Raw genomic sequence first — 22,102 nt, 5'->3', positions numbered from 1 at the left:
CTGAAAGTCGGCTTTTTTTGCATGGTCTCCTGTTGACAATTGAGCCGGATCATGCTATAATCAAAAAATGCAGATATCGTAAATTTCCGTGCGGGAGCCTGTCCCGGTGTACAGTAACAGAGCGGTTCCGCCGTGCGGCGGGGCCGGAAGGAGGTGCGATGGTCAAGCCGTTGTGGATACTCGCCATGACACTTGCCGGAGCGGGTCTGGTCGGTGCAGATTCCGTTCCGGACGCGAAGGGAACTGCGTCGGCGGCGTTGAAGGCATACGCCGCGATGGATTATGCGCAGGCCGGGAAATTGGCAAGGACGATACCGCATACGCCGGAAGGCCGGCTGGTCAGCGGTCTCTGCGATGTGTACGACCGCACCCGGCAGGATATCAGGCGCGGACAACTGACCCTCGCCGAACTTTTCTACAATGACAAGACGCCGCTCCCGTACCGGCTGGAGGCGGGTGTCGCGCTGGGCAGAACCACGCAGCTGATGAAGGAGCGGCGCGATCTGTACCGCGATGCGGCCGACCGTTACGACCATGTGAAGATTTTCGAAGCTGTGCGCAAGCTCGCGCCGGGCAGCTCGGCGGATCGCAACGCCTTCTTCTACCTGATCCGCGAGCGGCTCGAGAATCCGGAACAGGCCGACGCCGCTTTCGAGGAACTCGAAACTTTTTTCCGTGATTTCCGGGGGGACCGGAAGCTGCTGCCGCCGCTGCATCTGCTGGCGGAATATGAATATATCCGCCTGCGGCGCGACTACAAAAACGCGGCCCGGCACCTGATGGAAGGGTATGAGATCGGGTTTGCGAATCCGAACGAGAACCGCGGCGGTCTGTTCCGGCTGGCGTTCCTCTTCCACAAGAAGCTGGACGACAAGCCGATGGCAGTCAAGTATTTCAAGGAGTATCTGAAGCGGTATCCGTATTCGGGGCAGGCGGTGGTCGCCAGGCGGTTCCTGGAGGATCTCGGGGAAGGCGGGGCGGAAAAATGAAAAAACTCGATGATGTTCAGAGCGCCGGCCGTTTTCAGAAAGTCGGACTCATCCTCGCCGTCGCGTTCTACATTCTCTCGGTGATCATGGTGATCCGGAATCACGGCGGCATGTCGGTCGTTTTTTCGCCGGATACGAAGGTGATCACCATCGCGCACTGGCAGCTTGAGGACGGGTTCCGCGAAGGGATCAGCGCCGCGATCGAGGAGTATGAAAAGGCCAAGCTGGCCCAGGGGGTGAAGGTCAAGGTGCGCCAGGTCGCGGTTCCGGTGCGCGGCTACCAGCAGTGGTACCTGACCCAGCTGATCGGCGGAGAGCCGGCGGATATCCTCGAGGTCATGGGCAGTTCGGATATCCAGAACCAGTATTTCACGCCGCTTTCGCCGTATATCGGCGAGAAAAACCCGTGGAACAAAGGCACGCCGCTCGAAAACATGAGCTGGCGGGAGAGCTTCGCGGACGATATGCTGAGCGCGCTCGACACCGCGTACAGCGAATTCTTCTCGGTCTGCACATTCATGCACACGACCCGCGTCTATGTGAATATGAAGCTTTATGAGGAGGCGACCGGCAAGACGGAGCTGCCGGATACGCTGACGGAGTGGCTCGAGGACTGCGCCAGGCTGAAGGAATACGGCCTGCAGCAGAAGCGGCCGATCATCCCGATCGGCGTGCGCGGCTTCGACAAGGGGACCATCGGCCAGCTGCTCAGCACCTACAACTCGCAGCTGACGACCGATCTGTCGGACACCGGTTCGCCGTACGGCTACGGCGTGGCGACCGGCGAGATTTTCCGCCAGATCAACGCCGGCGAACTCGACAAGGACAAGCTGCTCGAACCGGTCGAAGTCGTGACCGAAATCGGGAAATATTTCGCGGACGGTTTTTCGGCGATCGATCTCGAACAGACCAAATACCTGTTTTTCGCGGGCAACGTCGCCTTCTTCATCGACGGAACCTACAACGCCTGGAGCATGATCAACAACGCGCCGTTCGAAGTCAAAGTGATCCAGATTCCGGTGCTGGACGAAAAGCATCCGCTCGGCGCGAAGGCGTTCGGGCGCATCACGGAACTCGGCAGCGGCATCCAGGGCAAATTCGGCATTCCGAAAAAGACGAAGCATTTCGACCTTGCGCTCGATTTCCTGCGGTTCCTGACCAGCTGGAAGGTCAATCAGCTCGTGATGGTTGAGAACTGCAAGTGGATGTCCTCGCTCAAGGAGGTCGAATACACCGGCGCCATGAAGGATTTCGAGCCGGTCACGAATACGAGCCACACCGCCGTCACCACGCCCTTCACTTCGACCGGAACGCTGGCGAACCGGCTGACGCTGCAGCGGCTTGAAAACAGCATCATCCACCAGCCGGAGGACCCGAAGCAGTACTTCTGGGACGATTTCCTGAAAGCGCGCCCGCAGCTGATCGAGGAGATCGTCGAGGCGAATTACGGCGTCATGCGGAATCTCTGGAGCATGGACGGCACCCGTTCGGCGCTGGCGGTCGGCGCCGAGATCACCGAACCGGGATCGCGGGAGAACGGGCTTTTCATGATGCGTTCGAACATCAATCTGGAGGGCATCGTCAGCCGCTATAAGACTGTGGACAACAACGTCGAACTGGTCGAAGAACTGGGCAAGCTGGAGGAGTACGGCAAAAATGGCAATTGAAGTTCCGTTGAAGAAACTGCGGTATTACTGGCCGGTCTATCTGCTGATCGCCGTGCCGCTCCTGCTGGTGCTGGTCTTCAGCTACCACCCGATCGTCAACGGCATGTGGCATATGTTCTACCGCTGGGACGGCGATACGGTCGAGGAGTTCGTCGGCTTCCAGAACATCGTCAAGATGTGGAACGATTCGTCGCTCTGGTGGAGCTTCTGGGTGGTGACGATCTTCGTCGTCGCCAATGTCGTCAAGATGATCCTGCCGATCGTCGTGGCGGTCGTGCTGCACCATGTGATCAGCGACCGGTTCGGGTATCTGTACCGGATTCTTTTCGTGATCCCGATGATCATCCCGGGCATGGTCGGCATCCTGATCTGGAAATACTTCTACGAGCCGAACAGCGGCATCCTGAACAACCTGCTGCGGCTGCTCGGCTTCATCTCGCCGACCGATACGGTCCAGTGGCTTTCGGACGTGAATCTGGTGATCCCGTCGCTGGTCTTCATGGGCTTTCCGTGGGTCGGGGCGTTCGGCGTGCTGATCTACCTCGCCGGGCTGCAGGGCATCAGCGAGGACGTTTACGAGGCGGCCGACATCGACGGCGCGGGACCGCTCACGGTATTCTTCAAGATCGAGCTGCCGCTCATCATGACCCAGGTCAGGATCAACCTGATTTTGATGATCATCGGCACGGTGCAGAGCTGGGAGAACATCTACCTCTTCCTCGGCGTGGACGGCGGCCCCGGCGGCATCGCGACGGTGCCCGGGCTCATGATTTTCCGGGAGGCGTTTTCGCGCGGGCTTTTCGGCTACGGCTGCGCGATCGGTTTCGTGATTTTCGCGGTCACGCTCGTCCTGACACTGATCAACAACCGCTTCGTCCGGGTTAGAAAATAGGAGTTCACATATGGCTCGCGTGGTACGGTCCAGATCCGCCGAATTTTTCAAGCACCTGTTCATTCTGGTGGTGCTGTTTTTCGCCTTCGTTCCGATGTATCTCATGATCAATATTTCGCTGAAGGACAACCAGCAGTTTTCGCGGAACCCGTGGTTTCCCGAGGCTCCCTTCCATTGGGAGAACTATGTGTTCGGCTGGAACCATCTCGGCGGAACCATTTTCAACACGGCTTTCGTGGCGATCACCGCGACCGTGCTGACTCTGGTCATCGCCGTGATCGGGGCGTTCTTCTTCGCGCGCTACAAAATGCCGGGGTCGAAGTTTCTGTTCGGGGTGTTCATCATTCTCATGATGTATCCGAGTGTGGCGAACATGGTGCCGATGTTCAAGCTCATCACTTCGCTCGGGCTCTACAATACGCATTTCGCGCTGATCATTCCGGCCATCGCGGGGGGGCAGGCGTTCAACATTTTCGTGCTGCGCAACTTCATCGAGGATATTCCGCAGGATCTTTTCGATGCGATCGAAATCGACGGCGGCAATATGTTCTACCAGATCTGGCATGTGGTGGTGCCGCTGTCGATGCCGATCATCGGGACGCTCGGCATCCTCTCGATCATCGGGCAGTGGAACAACTTCGTTTCGCCGCTGCTCTATCTGCGCGATACGAACCTGCAGACCATCTCCGTATCGCTGCTCTACCTGGAGGGCGAATATACGAAGAACTGGGGGCAGCTCATGGCGGGCTACACGATCGCGTCGATTCCGCTGGTGGTCCTCTTCATCTTCTGCATGAAGCTCTTCATCCGCGGCCTCTCCTCCGGCGCCGTCAAGGGGTGAGTCGGCCGGATTCCGTTTTCTTTCGCGGAACCCGGAGGGGCGGCAGCAGGGCGGCGGCTTGAAAGCGGCCGGATTTCATGCCGGAGTAATCGGAGCATACTGAAACGAAAGGAACTTTTCGATGGATTCCCGGGTTTATCACGGAAGGATCGGCGTTTCCGCCGATTGGGACGTCGTTGTCGTCGGCGGAGGGCCGGGCGGATGCGCCGCCGCCGTCGCCGCCGCCCGCGCGGGGGCGAAAACGCTGCTGCTGGAGGGAACCGGTGCCGCCGGCGGCATGGGCACCGGGGGGCTGGTTCCCGCCTGGTGCCCGTTTTCCGACGGCGAGAAGATCATCTACCGCGGGATCGCCGAAACCGTTTTCAGGCGTGCGAAGGCCGGACTCCGCCACGTCGACGAGAAGCTGCTCAACTGGGTCTCGATCGACCCGGAGGCGTTGAAGCGCACTTACGACGAGCTGCTGATGGAGCACGGGGTTTCCGTGCTGTTCCACACCTTCGTCGCCGGGGTGGAGATGGCCGGTGACGGAACGATCGACGCGGTGATCGCCGGGAACAAGGCCGGGCTGACCGCGTTCCGGGCGAAGGTGTTCGTCGACGGCACCGGCGACGGGGATATCGCGGCCTGGGCCGGCGCCGACTTCAGCCTCGGCGACGACCGGACCGGCGCCCTGCAGCATGCGACGCTCTGCTTTACGCTCTCCAATGTCGACTCCTATTATTACCAGAATGCCTGCCGGCTGCACGGGAACAATCCCGGCTCCCCGGTGCACCGGATCGCGAAGGATGACTCCTATCCGGAGATCTTCGACACGCATCTCTGCCAGACTTTCACCGGTCCCGGGACGGTCGGCTTCAATGCCGGGCATCTGGTCGGAGTGGACAGCACCGATCCGGCCGCCGTCTCCGCCGCGATGATTCAGGGCAGGCGGATCGCCCACGCGTATTTGCGCGCATTGAAGGAATACGAGCCTGAGGCGTTCGGCGCCGCCCACCTCGTCTGCACGGCCAACCTGATGGGCATCCGCGAGGGGCGGCGGATTGCCGGCGATTACGAACTGACCTGCGGGGACTATCTGGCCCGGCGCAGCTTCGAGGACGAAATCGGGCGCAACTCGTACTATCTGGACATCCACGGCATGAGCGGCGAAATGCGCGCCGTGATCGACAAGGCGGGCCGCTACAAGGCGGGGGAATCGCACGGAATCCCGTTCGGCTCGCTGCTGCCGAAAAAGCTGGACAATCTTCTGCTCTGCGGCCGCTGCATTTCCGCCGACCGGATGACCTACGGCAGCGTCCGGGTCATGCCGGTCTGCCTGGTTACCGGCGAAGCCGCCGGCACCGCCGCCGCGATGGCGGTGCAGCGGGAGATCGCTCCCCGCGAGCTCGACCGCTCCGCCCTCCGCGGAGAGCTGCGGAAGAACGGCGCTTACTTTCTGTGACCGCGGAACCGGCCGGCGGACCGGTTCAGCCGAGCTCGGCGGCGCCGGCCAGGTTCCGCACGCTTTCGCGGGCGATGAGGGAGCAGTTCAGCACCTCCTGGCGGTTCACGGGAATATCCCGGATGCAGTTGATCAGCATGCGCACGGCGACTTCGCCGAGACTGCGGGTCGGCTGCCGCAGCACACTGATCGGAACCGGCTGGAATTCGAGTTCGCCATTCTCCTCGAAGGAGAGCAGCGAGATATCGTCCGGAATCCGGAAGCCGGCCTGCACAAGCCCGGATTGCAGCTTCAGCGTGATCTGGCTGTTGGTCGAGAGGATCGCCGTGGGCGGATTTTTCATGTTGGCCAGTTCGGAGACCGCGCCGGAGACGGAGTCGTCCTGAGAACGGTACTGGCGGCTCCAGACCTGGCCCGGGTTGCCGCCCAGCTCCTGAATGGTGTCCCGGAAGCCGGTGATCCGCTGCCGCTGGCAGATGTCGCTGTACGCCATCGAAAGCAGCCCGAACCGGCGGTGCCCCATGCTCCAGAGATAGTTGGCGGCGTCGCGTCCGGCTCCGGTGTTGTCCGCGCAGACGCAGTTGGGCAGCCCCGGCTCGGCGAGGTTGCCGATGCCGATGACGGGAATCGGCAGCTTGACGAGCTTCTCCGAAATCGCATACAGGATGTCGAACTCCGGAATCAGGAGCCCCCGCAGCCGGTGCGCCCGGATCATGCTTTCGATGTAGCCGATGCTGAGACGCTTGGAGCTCAGGGTGAGAAGCTGCACCGAAAGGTCTTCCGCGGTCAGCGCCTCGACCATCGCCGTGACCAGCGTGGCGGTGTAGTTCGTGTTCAGGAAATCGCGGTAGGAGAACATCATGATGCCGACGCTCTCCGCCGCCGCCGTTTCGAATCCGGTCAGCACCGGCCCCTCCGCGCGGAGCTCTTCGATGGCTCGGCGGACGGTTTCGACCGTGGAAGAGCGGTGACAGTGTTTGCCGTTCAGAATCCGCGATACCGTCGCAGTGCTGACGTTCGCGCGCTCGGCGATCTCTTTGATGGTGGTGTGTTCCAGCAGCATGATTCGGGGGCCCTTTCCTGCAATTCCTATTAGTATGGCGGCCCGGCGGCCGGTTGTCAAGCGGAGTATGAAATAAAATGCATCTTTTTTTACATCCCGTTACAGTTGCGCGCCCGGAAAACGGCCGCCGCTTCCGTTTTCCGGATGGCGGCGGCGTCCGCGCGTGATTTCGCGTTGGAACGCGGATGGCGGCGGAATGTAAATTTTTGTAAAAAATCAACCGGAATAATGGCCGCAAAGAGTTGGCATTGAAACCGCTTTCCCGTATAATATTTTGAGAGAAGGGAGACGGGCGGCGCCGGCGCGCACGCTGCTCCGCCACGAAAACGAGGGAGATCGGTATGCGGCTTTTCACTTCGCCCGGAGTTTCCGGGAACGGCAATGAATATGTGACATTCCGTTGCGGGCTGCCACGGGGCTGCACCGGAATCAGGATTTACGCCGATGAGCTTTATGAGCTGAGGTCCGGCGGAAAAATCCTGGGGACCGGGCCGGTCCGCAGCGCGGAGCCGCTGCTTTATTATGACCGTTACGGGCTTTCCGGCTGCCGCGAGCTTGAGGTGCTGGTCCATGCCCGGAAAGGGGCGCCGGCCGTCTGGGCCGAGGTCGAATGCGCCGATGGCGGCCGTTTTGAGCCGGAGTGGTTTTGCCGGGTCGAGACGCGCTACCTGCCGTCGCCGGATACGGTCGGCTGCGTGGGATTCTGCGAATATGTGCGGCTCGACGCGCCGCCCGGCGCATTCGTTCCGGCGATTCCGGGCCGGGTCCCTGCCCAGGACGAATTTCTGCCGAGGCCGCTCCCGCCGTTCACGGAAGGGCGGCGCGAACCGGCGCGCGCCTGGACCGAAGGGGAGCTGCACTGGTTCGATTTCGGCGAGATGGTGTCCGGGCGGGTCGAGCTCGCCGGGCGGCGCACGGCCGGGGAGACCGTCGTCGAATATGTGGAGTCCCCCGACTCGGGCTGGGCGCATACCGAAGGGCGGCGGGAGATGTATGCCGACCGTCTTTCGGGCGGCGGCGGAGCGTTCTTCTGGCGCTCGTTCAACCGGCGCGCGTTCCGGTATCTGGTGCTGCACGGCGCGTTGGAAGGAGTGGATTCCGCGGAGGTCCGGACCTGCGGTTATCCCGTGCGCGAAACCGGTTCCTTCACGTGTTCCGACCCGGCGCTGAACCGGCTGTGGGAGGTTTCGGGCCGGACGCTGGCGGTCTGCATGGACGACCTTTACAACGACTGCCCGCACCGCGACCAGGCGCAATGGATGGATGCGTTCGTCAGCGCCCGCTGCGCATTCGCACGCTTCGGCACACTGGACCTGACCCGCAAATGTCTGCTGCAGCATGGTCTTTGTTCATACCGCGACGGCCGGATCTGTTCGCCGAGCATTGTGAGCTGGGCGTTTTTTGTGGATTACGCGCTGGTCTATATCCTGTTCGTGAAATGGTATTGGCAGGTTTCCGGCGATCTGGAGACGGTGCGGGTTCTGTGGCCGGGAATTGAGGGGCAGCTCGAATGGTTTGCCGGACGCCGGGCTGCCGACGGTCTGCTGGAGCACCTGGACCGGGAGGGATTCGTCTATCTGGACAACACCTTCGAGCTCTGCCGTTCCGGCAAGTCGGCGGGGCTGAATGCGCTCTACTACGGCGCCCTGTGCGCGGCGGCTGAGCTCGCCGGGGCGCTGGGGGAGCCGGACGGAGAGCGGCGGGAGGAGGCGGCGCGGGTGAAGCGTTCCTTCCGTTCCGTATTCGCGCATCCGGAGTTTCCGGGATGTCTGCGCGATACGGATTCCCGTCCGGAACAGTCATTTTTCATGGTGAACTTCTCATGCGTTCCGGGCGGAAGCTGGACCGGGTCCGCCGCCCGGCTCCGGGTTCGCGTCTCCTCCGGCACGGCGGGAGGCGTCCGGCTCGATTTCGCCGCGTATGCGGGCTGCGCGATCCGGCTGAACGGCCGGGAGCTGCATCGTGACGACAGGGAACCGGACTGGGCGAAGGGCGGCCCGATGTATCGTCCCGACTCCGTGGAGCTGCCGCTGAAGGCGGGGGAGAACCTGCTTGAATTCATCGTCCGCGCCAATTCGGTCAACTGGGAGCTCTTCTTCGACTGCGCCGCCGATGTCGCCGCCTCCGGACTCGTCTGCCCGGTCGAATGGGAGAGTGCCGGGCCGACCGGTGCGGAGCACGAGGTGCCGCTGCCGCGGTGGAATCCGCCCCGGCTTTCGGAGAGCACGCACGGATACGCCGGGTTCTGCGGGCTGCTCGATTCGGCTGCCGCATTGACGAGCTGCATCCCGCAGCATTTCTACCGCCATTACGCGGGCATCCGGGTCCCGGCCTTCAGCGAGATCACGGCCGATCCGGAGAAGCTGGCGGAGTGGATCATGCCGTGCAATACGCCCTGGAGCGCCTTTTTCTTTCTCTCCGCGCTGTTCGAGCTGGGCGAGTCGCGCGCGGCGCTGGACTGGATCCGCATGGCGTGGGGGATCATGCTGCGCGGAAATATGGTGAACACCTGGGAGGAGTGGACCGACCGGGCCAGTCTCTGCCACTGCTGGGGCGGCGCCCCGGCCATTTTCTTTCAGCAGGAGATTCTGGGCGTTCGGCAGGAGGGGCTCGGGGAGAAGGTGATCCGCTTCCGCCCCGATCTCGGCGGCCTGGAGTATGCCCGCGGCCGGGTCGTGGTCGGCGAATCGGGGGAATTCGCCGAGGTGGAGCTGCGGCGCGGAAAGAACGGCACGACGGCCGGGCTGCGGATTCCGGCCGGTTTCCGGCTCCGGGAGGACCTGTCCCGGCTGCCGGCTCCGGTTGATTTTACGGTGATTGGCATCTGAGCACGAAAACGGCATAAGCCACACAACATTTTTCAAGGAAAGGAAGCTGTACGATGAAAAAGCTGAGGAATGAAATTCATGCGGCGCATCCGGAAAGGACGCGCCGGTTCACGCTGATCGAACTTCTGGTCGTCATCGCGATCATCGCGATTCTCGCTTCGATGCTGCTGCCGGCGCTGCAGCAGGCCCGGGCCGCCGCTCATGCGACGAATTGTCTCGGCAACCAGAAGCAGATCGGCACGGCCATGCTCTCCTACGCCGGGGACAGCAATGACTTTCTGCCGCTGGTCAGGTATAACGGAGGGTATCGCTGGGCGAGCGACATCGCGCCCTATCTCTCCGGCAACAAACTGGTCGGCGGCGGCGTCATCTACAAGGTCAACAAGGTCATGATCTGCCCCTCGAACGTCACCTGGCAGCCGAAGAGCGAGGCCGATTACGTGGACTACCGGGTTTACACCAACTACGCTTACAGCTTCTATTTCGGCTGCATGGTGCCGGAGGGCGGCTGGGGGTATCCGGCCCAGCAGAAGGAGTACTGTCCGAAGCGGCTGTCGCGGTTCCGGCAGGCCAGCAAGGTTGCGATGCTGAGCGATCTGTATATCTACAACGAGGCCGACCCGAACAGCAACGAAACCAAGTTCAACTTCTCCTGGGCCGCTTTCAACGGCGACCCGGATGCGCAGAAGATCAAGAACGAAAGCCACATCGACGTCGGCCGCCACAGCGGTGCGGAAAATTACCTGTTCGCCGACGGCCACGCCTCGCGGGACCTCGTCCGGAGCCTCGCCGCGAAAATTTTCCCGCTCGGGGGAAATTACAACGGCGACAGCTGGTCGGTCATGTATTATAACTTCTGACGGAGAAACGCGGTTTTCGCTTACTCCGAACAATAGAGTCTTTTATGAAACAAATTTTTTTGCTCCCGGTATTTTTCGCCCTGTTCCTGGCTTCACTCGCGGCATTCTGCGCCGATATCGTCCTGTTTGAAAGCGGGCTGCTCAGGCAGCCGGATGCATTCGAACCGTATGAATGCGTTTTCACGCCGGCTTCGGACGCGGCGCCGGCGGCGGTTTCGCTGCCGCGCGACAAATGGAGCGCGCTCATCTTCAAAACGCCGGTCGACCCGGATTTCTCCGGCGATGCCGTATTCCGGGCGGAAGTCGGCCTGAAGAGCGATCCGGCCGCCACGAAAAACGCCGCTTTCAACATGCAGTTCTACGACGCGGGCGGCAAGGCGATCCCGGTTCCGCTGAAGGAGCGGGAGCGGTTTCTGCCGGTGAAGTCCGGCAGGCAGACGTGTGAAATCCGCTGCGCGGTGCCGAAGGGGACTTCGACGATCCGGATTGACCTGACAGCCGGAAAGGGCGGCGTGTTCGAACTGTTCGACTACTCCCTCGTGCTGGCCGGCAATGTCGCCGCTCTGGCGGAGGGAATCGAGCTTTTCAACCGGGACTCCCTGAAGGGGGGGACGGTCTGGAAGCCGCACGACGCCCGCTATACGCCGATGACGGCGGAGAAACCGGCCGCGGTCGTCTTTCCGGTCGGCACCTGGTCGGCCCTGATCGGCCGGGTGAGCATCGACCCGGATTTCTCCGGCAGCGTCGAATTCGATGCTGCGGTCAATTTCACCGGCGACCTGAAGAATGCGAAGGGAGCCGCGCTCTGCCTGATTTTCAGCGACGAGGACGGCAACCAGCTGCAAACTCCGCTGGCGGAGCGCGAGCGCCATTTCCAGCTGCGGCACGGCGTCCAGCACTTCAAGATCCGCTGCGCGCTGCCGAAGGGGACCCGGAACATCCGCATCGATTTTTCGAGCATGGGCGGTTCGACGCTTGAAATCTCCGACGTTTCGCTGAAATTGATCGGAATGAACCTGACCGAAGCGGCGGTCAACGGCGTCAAGCTGCCGGGAATCGTTCCGCCGCCGCGCGCCGCGGCGGGAGCGGAGAAGGGCCGCGCCGAGATCGAGGTATTCGAATCGGTTCCGTACGATTTCGACGCGCCGTTCTGGCAGGGGCGCCCCGCGTATGAGATCCCGAATACGTCGCTGAACAAGAGCGCGCTGATTCCGGGAGACAACAAGGCGGAGTTCCGGCTCGCTTCGGACGGCAGGTATATTTATGTCCGTTTCCGGGCCCTCGACGATGTGCTGAATTTCAGCACCGATTCGATCCACACCAACGACTGTTTTGAATTCTTCCTGCAGCCGACCGGCCTTTTTCAGAATCCGCGCGTCGGGATTCGCCACGAGCAGTTCACCGTCAGCCGCGATTCCCGCGGCAAGACCCTCAGCAACACCACGGCCCGGACCCGGCTGGTCGAAGGCGGCTGGGAGGCAATGATGAAGATCGAGCTGCAGAACGAGGTCCGGAAGCTCTATCCGTTCAACGGCCTCGAACTGCAGTTCAACGCCCTGTATCAGGACACCGACACCGTTTCGCAGGAACACTATTTAAGCTTCTCTCCGAAAGATCAGGAGAACCGTTCGTGGAACGATTCGAGCGTCTACGTCCCGCTGGTTTTCGTCTCGCGGCAGGCGCTGCCTTACCGGCCGTTCAACCTCGGCGACACGGCCGAATACACGGTCGACGCCAATTTTCCGGGGCGGATCAACCTGATCGACTTCCCGGCCGACCCGTATCACGTCGGTTTCTGGGGCACCCATATGCCGGAAGCGGTCATGACCGTCAGCGACGGAGCTTATCATTTCACCTACCCGGACCATCTTTCGGAGAGCTGCCGGCTGCTGCTGCCGGCCTTCACCGTGCTGGCCGGCGAGACGCTGCTCCTCGAGTTCGACGCGAAGACCGACAAGGAGCCGTTCTGGGGGCTCGGCGCCGACTTCCTCGCCAATTCGAACTGGGTGACCTTCGGCTTCCGCTGCGAAGGGGACGCGACGGTGACGAACGACTGGAAGCACTTTGTCTACAAGGGGAAAGCCGGCGAGAACTTCCGCAACAATATGCGCAGCGGCCGGATTCTGTTCGCGATCGGAGCGCGGGTGGGACGGACCGTGTCGCTCCGGAATTTCAAGATCACCCGGATGCTGCCGGTCGATTTCGATATGCTGATCCGCATCGATCACCGCTATTCGCACCTGATCGCCGGAGAGAAGAACGAGATCACGGCCGTGCTCGATTCACCCGACGCGAAGAAGGCGAAGCTCGTCTGCGAGGTTGTGGACTACTTCTCCGGCAAATCGCTGTTGAAGAAGGATCTGGAACTCTCCGTCCCCGCCGGACGGAGCGAGGTGAAGTTCGATGTTTCCGAGCTGCCGAACGGGTTTTTCAACTGCATCGTCAGGGCCCGCACGCCGGAGGGAAAATTTCTCGCCGACCGCGAGCTCTACATCAACAAATATGAGAAAGCTCCGGTCATGAACCGTTTCAGCGGCATGTGGTACGGGCACTTCATCGGGCACACGCCGCCGCTGCAGCCGGAGCTGGAGGCGAAGGAGCTGATCGGCATGGGCGTCGGAACGGTCTACTTCGGCGAACTTGATTTCGTCAGCCCGAGCGGCACGCCGCTCTGGCGCAGCTGCCTTGAGATGATCCGCCCGATGAAGGAGGCCGGGTTTCTGGTCGGCTCGCTGCTGCAGCGCGGAGACCAGTCCAAAATCCGCAGCAAGTTCATGCAGCCGATCGAGCTGACGGATTATTTCCGCGACACGGTCCGGGCGTCGGAGGGACTGATCGACTTCTGGAACTTTTCGAATGAGCCGAATCTCGACGGCGGCTGGCTGCCGCGCGCCGACGCCCGCGAATGGATTCAGTTCAACCGTCCGTTCTACAACGCAGTGAAGGAGGTCGACCCGAAAGCGACGGTTCTGCTCGGCAATCTGAACTCGATCCCGGTCGGGTATCTGCGCGAATGTCATGAACAGAACGGCAATGCGTTCGCCGACGGCGTGATCGGCGTGCACCTGTACGGCGTCGAGGTCAACGGCAACGGTTTCGAAAATCTGCTGAAGGCGCGCGGCGAATACGAAAAGCTCTATCCGGGCTGGAAGGTCTGGGATACGGAGTCGGGCAGCGTCTTTCACACCTTCCGCTCGCTGGATGAACTCATCACCAAAAAAGCGCCGATCCTGCTTTGCGCCGGAGTCGAGATGGCGATCTTCTACGACATCGGCGCGGCGATGATTCCACATGCCGATGCGACTTCGGTCAGCGCGGTCGAGCCGTTCAAAAACCGCTTTTATCCGGGGCTGACTCCGGTCGGCCGGGTCACGCTCGCCGACGGCAGCGTGCATGCATACCTGTTCCGGGACGGGGAGGGAAAGGGCGCCGCCGTGCTCTGGAACAGGCTCCCCTCCGAGGTCGAATTCACGCTGCCCGGCAGCGCCGGAGCCGAGCATTTCGACCAGTACGGCAACCGCCGGCCGGCCCCGGACGGCGACTATGTCCTGAAGCTGACCGATCGCTTTGTGAATTATTTCCGCAATGTGGATCTTTCCGCCCTGACCGGGGATGCGAGCTTCATCCCCGCTTTCCGTCCGTCCGCAGTTTCCCCGCGCCGCGAGCCCGGCGACGTCAGCGAGGCCGTCTATGTCGTGCCGGGCAACGTGACGCGCAATTTCGATCAGTACCTGGTCGAAGGTGAACCGGTCGAGCTGGAACTCTACTATTCGAATGAGGGCGGCGAACCCGTGACGGTCACGCCGTCCGGCAGCGGTGCGGAGAATCTCGCGGTTTCCTTTGAGCCGGCGCGGCTGGAGCTGGCCCCCGGCCAGGCTGCGCGCTGCGTTGCGACGCTGAAGTCCGGTCCCGGCTTCGAGGCGGCTCATTACGCCCTCGGCGGAACGTTCGGCGGCGGGCGGAAGATCGTCCCCACTGTCTTTTATCTGAATCCCGCTCCTCCCGTCAGCGTGGAGGGGACCGGCCGTGCGGTCATCGTTCGCAACAACTCCGGGAAGCCGGCGGACGTCGAGCTGATTCCGAAGATGATGAGCTCGTTCTTCACGCCCGAGGTGATCCGGCGCAAGGGGATCAAGCCCGGAGAAACGGTCATTGTCCCGATTGCGCTCACCCGCCGGGACAACAACTTCACGAATCGCGACGTGAACGGCGTCGAGCTCTACGACATCCGGACCGTGTGGAACGGCGGAGAATTCACCGCCAACGGCAGGATGACGGCCTTCCAGCCGCAGCCGCTTGCCGGAGAAGTGGATTTCTCCCGGCTGGCGAAAAGCTTTTCCGCCGATGAGTTCAAAGTCGATTACCAGCTTTTCGAGGCGCCGGAGGCGTTCCGTTTCGTCGCCCGGATTTACGACGACACGCCGGTGCAGACCGGGGAGCTCGGCACCATCCGGACCGGCGGCGACGTGTTCAGCGTCGGCATTTCGGATAAGGACGGCTACCGCGAATACGGCTTCTCGGCCGTCGGCGGCAGGAGCCACAGCTACCGCTGGAACGGCCGGTACGGGATCGAAACGGCCGTGAGCGCCGACGAGTGCGTCCGGGTGCTGCGCCGCACAGCGGAGCACATCGACCTCGATGTCGTCATTCCGCGCGGAAATATGGTCCCCGGGGACGGCATGTCGCTCCGCATCGTGAACCGCGACGGACAGGGAAAGGAGCGCGTCGTCGAGCTCGGCGGCGGCATGATTCCGTTCGACGCGAACCGGATGGGGGTCCTGATCAAATAGCGCCGCTCCGCCTCCCTCTCCCTCCGGGCTTGCAATCCGGCCCGGCTGCGCTATGTTAAATAGCGTGGTCCAGGCGGCAACCGGAGGGGGAGGAACTATGGAGACGGTGCGGATGCTGAATGCCGGGCGGTTCGTGTCGCGCGGCCGCGGGCGGCACGGCACCCGGGTCATCGACAGCTATGAACTGATCTATGTCGATGCCGGGAAACTTGAGATGTTCGAGGCCGGGCGGACGTTCCGGCTTTCGGCGGGGGAGTGGCTGCTGCTGCGTCCCGGCCGCCGTCACGGCGGGCTTGCCGCCTACGAGCCGCAGCTCGTGTTTTACTGGGGGCACTTCGTCCCGCGCGGCGCGGAAGGGGGTGCGCGGCTTGAGGCGATGCCGTCGAGCGGGCGTTCCGGCCGCCCCGGGCGGTTCGGGGAGTACTACCGGCTCCTGCTTTCGGAGCTCCGCGAAAGCGGTCCCGGTCCCGGCGCCGATCTGCTTGCGGAGCTTCTGCTGCTGGAGGCGGGCCGGCGTTCGGAAGGGAAAGAGGAGAAGGCCGCTTCCGGACTGGCAGAGCGCGCCCGGACCCATATCCGGCTTCACTTCGACGAGTCGCTCTCGACGGCGCTTCTGGCGGAGGAGCTGCAGTGCAGTGCCGACTACCTGAACCGGCTCTGCCGCCGCAGCTGGGGATGCACGGTGACCGAAGAGATCAACCGGGTGCGTCTCGCCCACGCCTGCCGGCTGCTGCTGGCGGGAAAACTCAATGTGAAGGAGGTCGCCTACGAATCCGGCTTCAACGACCTCGCCTACTTCCGCCGCCGGTTCCGCGCGCTGTACGGGCAGACGCCGGCGGAATACCGCAAAGCCCACTCGCTGGGGCACGTCAATACGGAGTAAGCCGGAGAACAGCCGCTGTTCCGCTCAGCAGCTTTCGCGCCGGATGAGCGCCAGCTTGCCGTCGAGATGGAACGGGCGGCTGCCGGCGGTGATGAGCTCGCTGAATTTGCGGATGCAGAGCCGGCCGTTCTCGCCGTTGCAGAGGTCCACCACGGTCAACTGAGGGCGGAGCTGCCAGCTGCCGGGGGTATTGTCGATTCCGGCGGCGGCGATCGTGTCCGGCACGCGGAGGCGGAGATCGCGCTCGAGGATCTGGACCGCTTCGATGGCGGTCTGCGTGACGGCGGCGCTGATCACGTCGAATTCCCCGGCCAGGCGGCGCAGCTCTTCCGGCTGCCGCGAAAGTTCGGGCCAGCTGCGGCTTTCGCACGCGATGCCGGAGCCGGCGAGCGCTTCGGTCAGCAGCCGGACGCGGGCGCGGGTGATGTCATTGCCGTCCTCGAGCGACAGCACGCGGCGGAAACCGCGCGACGCATAGCACTCCGCCAGCAGCGCCGCGACGGAGGCTTCGTTGTGGTGGACGGTCGAGTAACGCTTCGATTTCTCTCCGTACAGATTCGGCCCGTAGAAGAGGAACGGCAGCTCCTGCTTTTCGAGCGCTTTTTCCGCCCGGAGCAGGTTTTCGTGGCCGCGGAAGAACAGCACGCCGACCGTTTCGGGGTAGATCATCCGGACATCGTCGAGATTGCGGAAAAAATCTTCGAGCTCGACCAGCGCCGGTTCGCAGGGCAGGTCGGCCGAATTCGCTTCGTCGAGCGCGCCGAACAGGAAGTTCAGGAAATCTTCGCCGAGCCCGGAGTCCGCCCCGTATCTGCCGGCGACGACGAGAATCCTCCCTTTGCGGCTGCGCGGGGAGACAAACGTTCCCTGACCGTGGCGGCGGTAGATGATCTTCTCCGTCACGAGATTGTTCAGCGCCTTGCGCACCGTTCCGATGCTCACGCCGTACTCGGCGGCCAGCTGCGACTCGGAGGGCAGCCGGTCGTGCCGCTTGAGCCGGCGGTCGGCGATATGACGCTTGACTTCATTCTCCAGCCGCCGGTAGACGGGGAGCTGCTCCCAGAGTTTCCGATCCATCACGTGCAGATTTCTCCTTCCTTTATATTATAGTGCTCCTGTAACGGAGTTGCCAGGGGGAAAGTCCGTTTTTTTTCGTTTTTTTTTCGTTCCGGCTATTGACAAACGGCCTCTTTTTTGCTATACTCCTATATAGGAGTTGACCCGGTACCGGAACCTTACAGAAAGGAAGTGGAAATGAAGCGGCTCTTTACCCTGATCGAACTTCTGGTCGTTATTGCAATCATCGCGATTCTGGCGTCGATGCTGCTGCCGGCGCTGCACCAGGCGCGTTCCGCCGCCCGGGCCTCGGGCTGCGTGAACAACCTGAAACAGCTCGGGCTGGCCTCGATCATGTACTCGAACGACAACCAGGATTTCATCCTGCCGGGGAGTGCGCCGATAGAAAAGCGGGTTTTCATCCGTCTTCTTTCCGGACACTCCAATTCCGACACCGCCGGCAAACCGAGCGGGAGCGCCTACGGCGGCGTGACCTGGTACGGCGCGGATGTGACGAAGGGTTCGTTCGTCTGCCCCGGCGAGGCCCGGCCGTTTTCGTCTGACTCTTCCAGGACGCACAAGACGGTCGAGGCCGCTTTCGGCGGGTCGCACTACGGGGTGAACTCCTTCTTCCACGCCGGATTCTTTGCCGGCGGCAGCGGCGGGCGCTTCCGCAAGACCTCGGCGATTCACGCGCCGTCTCAGGCGCTCTCGATGGGGGACAACGCGCGCTGCATGGTCTTTCATTTCAACACGATCGGCTTTGCGAGCTACCGTCACGGCGGTGATCCGCGCATCAACCTCGATGACGGCCCGAACCAGCTCCCGCCGGCGGCAAGCCGGGGGAACTTCGTGTATGCGGACGGCCATGTTGAGAAACGAAGCTATTCCGAACTCAAGGCGGTGCCGAAAGATCCGCGCAACACACTGACCAACGCCGCCGGCGACAACCGGGACGGCGAAGTCACCAATGCGCTCGGCGCCGGATACAACAGCGAGCTCGGCTCGCCCTGCAACTGATCAAACCGGGAGACGGAAAAATGAAATTCGCATTGACTGCAGCCGCGGCCCTGGCGGTCCTGACGCTCGGCGCGGCCCCCACCTTCGAGGAGTTTGCCGGGAGAATCCGGCCGGACCATCCGCGCATGTTCCTGACGCGCGAGACGCTCCCGGCCTTCCGGGAACGGGCGAATACGCTCTGCAGGCCGCTGCTCGACGACATGAAGAAGCGGACCGACGCGCTCCCGGCGGAGCCCGGGCTGGAATTCAAGGCCGATGTCGCCGAGATGAAGGGCGGAAAGCTTGTTTTCAAAAAGCTCCTGAACGACCAGAACGCCGCGATTTACGCGGTGAAAACCTCCGGCGGCACCGAAGCGCTCGAATGCGCGATTCTCTATCTTGCGACCGGCGACCGGGCGTATTTCGAGAAATCGAAGCGGTATCTGAAGCTGCTGGTCGAATTCGTCGAATGGAGCGACCGCTGCCGGATTCTGCCGGAGTGGTTCAACAACACGCGCCTTTCGGGGCTTGTCGCATACGACTGGCTTTACAACGAACTGACGCCGGAGGAACGGCGCGGCTTCCTCGGGCCGATGCTGAAGCACGTCGAACATATGCAGAATCCGGGTTATATGCGCAACGGCGGCGGCCCCGAGACCGGCAACTACGGCGAACCGGGGCTGCAGCTCTATGCCGGGCTCGCCGCTTACGGCGACGGCATCGATGATGCGCGGGCGGAGAAGCTGCTGCGGAACGGGTACAGACTCAATACCGCCATGATGAATCTGCGCGACGAAATTTCGGGCGGCAGCGGGCTGCTGACCTCGATCTGTTCCGGCTACAGCTTCGGGCAGTATCCGTGGGCGAGCTACAACTTTCTGCACGTGCTTGAAAGCGCGGCGGGAATCGACGGCACGGAGCACTGGACCCAGATGCGCGATTACGGCAACTGGTTCTCCTGGGCCGCGATTCCGAGCCGCGCGGCGAAGGACGGCTTTCTCGATTTCGGCTGGGGCGATGCGTTCCACGGCACCAACGCGATGCCGTGCTACCTCATGTACACGCATCTTGCGCAGGCGATCCACTTTTACGGCGGGTCGGAGCCGGAACGCGCGAAGCAGGCGCGGGCCGTGATGGAGATGATTCCGCCGCATATCCGGAAGATCCTCGCGCTGCGCACCTACCCGTATCTGCCGTTCATCCTGACCGGCTTCGACCCGGAAGTGAAGAATGCCGAACCGCCGGAACAGGTGCTCGCCGGCGATATCGCCGCCTATTTTCCGACCTTCGGGCTCATGATCGTGCGTTCGGGAGCGACGGAGAACGACACTTATGCCTCGATCAAAGCCGGGGCGCGCCATACGCAGCACCAGCACTACGACGAGAACAGCTTCATCATCTACAGACAGGGATTTCAGGCGCTCGATACGGGCGAACGCGGTTCGGCGGCGCATCACAGGGTCTACTATCCGCAGACCGTCGCGCATAATTCGATTCTGATCCGGATGGAGAACGAGCCTCTGCCGCCTTACTGGTATCCGGCCAATGCGCCGGCCATTCCCGGAAAGGTCTTCAACGACGGCGGCCAGAGCCGCATGGCGGCGAACCGTCCGCTCGGTTTTGAAAAAAGCCCGTACCACGCCGTCACCGGCGGAGATGCGACCGGCTGCTATGCGCCGGAGAAGTGCAGCGAGGCCGTGCGCCAGTTCGTCTACGTCGCCCCCGATTACTTCGTGATTTACGACCGGGTCACATCGGTGAAGCCGGATCAGAAAAAGAGTTTTCTGCTCCATACGCAGAACGAACCGGAAGAGCTTTCGCCGGGCCTCTGGCGGAGCGAGGCCGGGGAGGGGGCGCTGTTCATCCGCCCGCTGCTGCCGGAACAGGCCGCAGCCGAAGTGATCGGCGGCCCCGGGAAGGAGTTCTGGACGAACGGACGCAACTGGGAGATTCCGAACCACGAAAAGGCTTTTGCAAAACCGAACTGGTCCGGACGCTGCCGGCTGGAGCTTTCGCCGCCCGGACAGGCGCGGAAGGCCCGTTTCCTGACCGTGCTCCAGGCCGCGGACCGGAGCGTTTCGCAGATGGCCGGCACGCAGCTGCTGCGCGATGCGGAGCAGGACGGCGTGAAGTTCACGACTGCCGAAGGGCGCGAGTGCGAGGTCCGTTTCAACCGCGACGGCCTGATCGGCGGCCATGTCACGATCCGCGAAAACGGGAAAACGCTGGTTGACCGGCCGCTGCTGAAACCGGTTCCGGTCGTGAAGCCGGCGGCAGAGAAAAAAGCGCCGCCGGCAAAGCCTTCCCCTGCGGATTTCGCCCGGATCGATGCGTCGGTTTCCGGCGGCCGGGTCCTGCTCGGCGACAAGGGGAACGCCGCTTACTGGGAACAGCCGCGCTGGTTCGCGCAGGGGAAGGGCGGGCTCGTGCAGTTCGCGGGTGCCGGGGAGACGAAGGAGGGGCATTGCAGACTCAAGGCGGAGGGCGGCGGCACGCTGATTCTGCAGCTTCGCGGCCCGGATATTCGCAAAGATGGGAAACGCATGATATATTACGTCGAATTTTCGGAATTGAGTGTGAACGGCGCGCCGCTCCTGTCCGCCCCGGTCAGGGTCTGGCATGATGCGCCGAAGACGCTCCGGCTGCCGGTCGAACCCGGGGCGGAGCTTGAAATCAGGGCTGAATTCAGAACCGTTCCGGGAGGGGACAGACCATGATCGCTGCGTTGAAACAGTTGGCCGGCGGGCGTTTTGCGCCTGCTTCGGTCGATGGCCTGGAGCCGCGCCCGGCCTACTGGCGCGTGCGTCCCGGGGAGATCGGGGCGGTTTGCGAATCGGTCCGGCGCGGCCGGAGCGAGGTCATCGCGCGGACGCCGGGCGGCTTCCCCGTGTACGCCGTGTTCTACGGCGACTTTTCGGAGCCGCCGCCGCAGACGAACTGGTCGGCCGGTTCGTCCTCGACGTCGGATTCGAGCTACTTCCGCCGCGCCGGGCTGCCGCCGACGGTGGTCTGGTGCGCCGGAATCCACGGCGCCGAGGCCGAGAGCGTCGCTTTTGCGGTGAATCTGATCGAGCTTCTGGAACACGGAACCGACCTGCTCGGGCGCAGTCACGAACGGCTGGTTTCCCTGCTCGGGCACTACCGGCTTATCGTGCTGCCCTGCGTGAACATGGACGGGCGGTCGATTTCGCCGGACCACCTGCGCGGCGTGCCGTACGAGACGTTCCGCCGGGTGTCGCAGGGCTGCTGGCTCGACGGGTCGCTGATCGGCTGGCGCGGCAGCAAGGAATTCTTCCCGCTTCCGCTCGACCGAGTCGCCTATCCGGGCGGATATCCGAATTCGGAGGGGTTCAACATCATGCACGACGCATGTCCCGGCCATATCCGGACCGCCGAGGCGAAGGCGCTGCTGCGTCTCATCGAGCGTTACAGCGCCGATTTTGTGCTGAATGCGCACTCGTGCGAGGGGGAGCCGGTGCTGCTGCCGCCCTCCGAGTTCAACTATCTCAGCCATGTCGGGCGCGGGCTGCGGGCGTATTCCGCCGTGAACCGGGCGCTTTTCGAGGCCGGTCTGCGGAAAACGCCCGCCGGAGAGGGAAGGCCCGGCAGGCAGGTGAATCTGAACAATCTCTTCACGCTGGCCTCCGGCGCGCTTGCGCTGACGCTCGAATGCACGGTCTCCGGCGGATTGTCGTTCGAGCAGATGCTCGATGTGAATTTCGTGACTTTTGAAACACTGCTCGAATCGGGCCTCGCGGACCCGTTCGTGAAACGGGAGACGCTGCTGCGCTGA

14 protein-coding genes are annotated in these 22,102 nt (G+C 62.7%); 12 read left to right on the top strand and 2 right to left on the bottom strand.

Annotation, left to right across the window (positions count from 1 at the left end; translation table 11 throughout):
- Positions 1-158 precede the first annotated feature (158 nt).
- From FYJ85_RS00725 to FYJ85_RS00705, 5 genes are all read left to right on the top strand, one after another.
- The gene (locus FYJ85_RS00725; RefSeq protein ID WP_154416668.1) at positions 159-989 is read left to right on the top strand and encodes a tetratricopeptide repeat protein; all 831 of its coding nucleotides are present in this window, start codon (positions 159-161) and stop codon (positions 987-989) included.
- On the top strand, positions 986-2,656 hold the full coding sequence (locus tag FYJ85_RS00720) for an ABC transporter substrate-binding protein (RefSeq protein ID WP_106053121.1): 1,671 nt from the start codon (positions 986-988) through the stop codon (positions 2,654-2,656). The genes FYJ85_RS00725 and FYJ85_RS00720 overlap by 4 nt, the downstream gene beginning before the upstream one ends.
- Complete coding sequence (locus tag FYJ85_RS00715) at positions 2,646-3,548, top strand: carbohydrate ABC transporter permease (RefSeq protein ID WP_154416667.1); 903 nt, start codon at positions 2,646-2,648, stop codon at positions 3,546-3,548. Before FYJ85_RS00720 ends, FYJ85_RS00715 begins: the two co-directional genes overlap by 11 nt.
- A 10-nt stretch (positions 3,549-3,558) precedes the next feature.
- Positions 3,559-4,389, top strand: a complete 831-nt coding sequence (locus FYJ85_RS00710; protein ID WP_154416666.1) for a carbohydrate ABC transporter permease — start codon at positions 3,559-3,561, stop codon at positions 4,387-4,389.
- 121 nt (positions 4,390-4,510) lie between these two features.
- On the top strand, positions 4,511-5,830 hold the full coding sequence (locus tag FYJ85_RS00705; protein WP_106053118.1) for an FAD-dependent oxidoreductase: 1,320 nt from the start codon (positions 4,511-4,513) through the stop codon (positions 5,828-5,830).
- Positions 5,831-5,855: 25 nt separating this feature from the next.
- On the opposite strand, the gene FYJ85_RS00700 is transcribed toward FYJ85_RS00705, so the two are convergent.
- A complete protein-coding gene (locus FYJ85_RS00700; RefSeq protein ID WP_106053117.1) occupies positions 5,856-6,893 on the bottom strand; it encodes a LacI family DNA-binding transcriptional regulator in 1,038 nt (345 codons plus the stop codon).
- Between the two features lie 341 nt (positions 6,894-7,234).
- Here FYJ85_RS00700 and FYJ85_RS00695 point away from each other — a divergent pair, with 341 nt between their 5' ends.
- From FYJ85_RS00695 to FYJ85_RS00680, 4 genes are all read left to right on the top strand, one after another.
- Complete coding sequence (locus FYJ85_RS00695) at positions 7,235-9,721, top strand: alpha-L-rhamnosidase-related protein (RefSeq protein WP_154416665.1); 2,487 nt, start codon at positions 7,235-7,237, stop codon at positions 9,719-9,721.
- Positions 9,722-9,774: 53 nt separating this feature from the next.
- Complete coding sequence (locus FYJ85_RS00690) at positions 9,775-10,581, top strand: type II secretion system protein (protein WP_154416664.1); 807 nt, start codon at positions 9,775-9,777, stop codon at positions 10,579-10,581.
- A 44-nt stretch (positions 10,582-10,625) separates the two neighbouring features.
- Positions 10,626-15,371: a sugar-binding protein gene (locus FYJ85_RS00685; protein WP_154416663.1), complete on the top strand. Its 4,746-nt coding sequence runs from the start codon at positions 10,626-10,628 to the stop codon at positions 15,369-15,371.
- A 97-nt stretch (positions 15,372-15,468) separates the two neighbouring features.
- Entirely contained in the window at positions 15,469-16,254 is a 786-nt protein-coding gene (locus tag FYJ85_RS00680; protein WP_206212901.1) for a helix-turn-helix domain-containing protein, read from the top strand.
- 24 nt (positions 16,255-16,278) lie between these two features.
- Here FYJ85_RS00680 and FYJ85_RS00675 read toward each other — a convergent pair whose 3' ends face one another.
- Positions 16,279-17,331 (bottom strand): GntR family transcriptional regulator, encoded by a 1,053-nt coding sequence (locus tag FYJ85_RS00675; RefSeq protein ID WP_154416661.1) that lies wholly within the window; start codon positions 17,329-17,331, stop codon positions 16,279-16,281.
- 177 nt (positions 17,332-17,508) lie between these two features.
- On the opposite strand from FYJ85_RS00675, the gene FYJ85_RS00670 reads away from it, so the two are divergent.
- Genes FYJ85_RS00670 through FYJ85_RS00660 form a run of 3 tightly spaced genes read left to right on the top strand, consistent with a single transcriptional unit; the run spans position 17,509 to position 22,102 of the window.
- The gene (locus FYJ85_RS00670; protein ID WP_154416660.1) at positions 17,509-18,330 is read left to right on the top strand and encodes a type II secretion system protein; all 822 of its coding nucleotides are present in this window, start codon (positions 17,509-17,511) and stop codon (positions 18,328-18,330) included.
- A 20-nt stretch (positions 18,331-18,350) separates the two neighbouring features.
- The gene (locus FYJ85_RS00665; protein WP_154416659.1) at positions 18,351-21,026 is read left to right on the top strand and encodes a heparinase II/III domain-containing protein; all 2,676 of its coding nucleotides are present in this window, start codon (positions 18,351-18,353) and stop codon (positions 21,024-21,026) included.
- On the top strand, positions 21,023-22,102 hold the full coding sequence (locus FYJ85_RS00660; RefSeq protein ID WP_154416658.1) for a M14 family zinc carboxypeptidase: 1,080 nt from the start codon (positions 21,023-21,025) through the stop codon (positions 22,100-22,102). The genes FYJ85_RS00665 and FYJ85_RS00660 overlap by 4 nt, the downstream gene beginning before the upstream one ends.

It is taken from the genome of Victivallis lenta, assembly GCF_009695545.1.
In the GTDB taxonomy this organism is placed as follows: domain Bacteria; phylum Verrucomicrobiota; class Lentisphaeria; order Victivallales; family Victivallaceae; genus Victivallis; species Victivallis lenta.
This window is presented reverse-complemented; position numbering and strand designations above follow the sequence as displayed.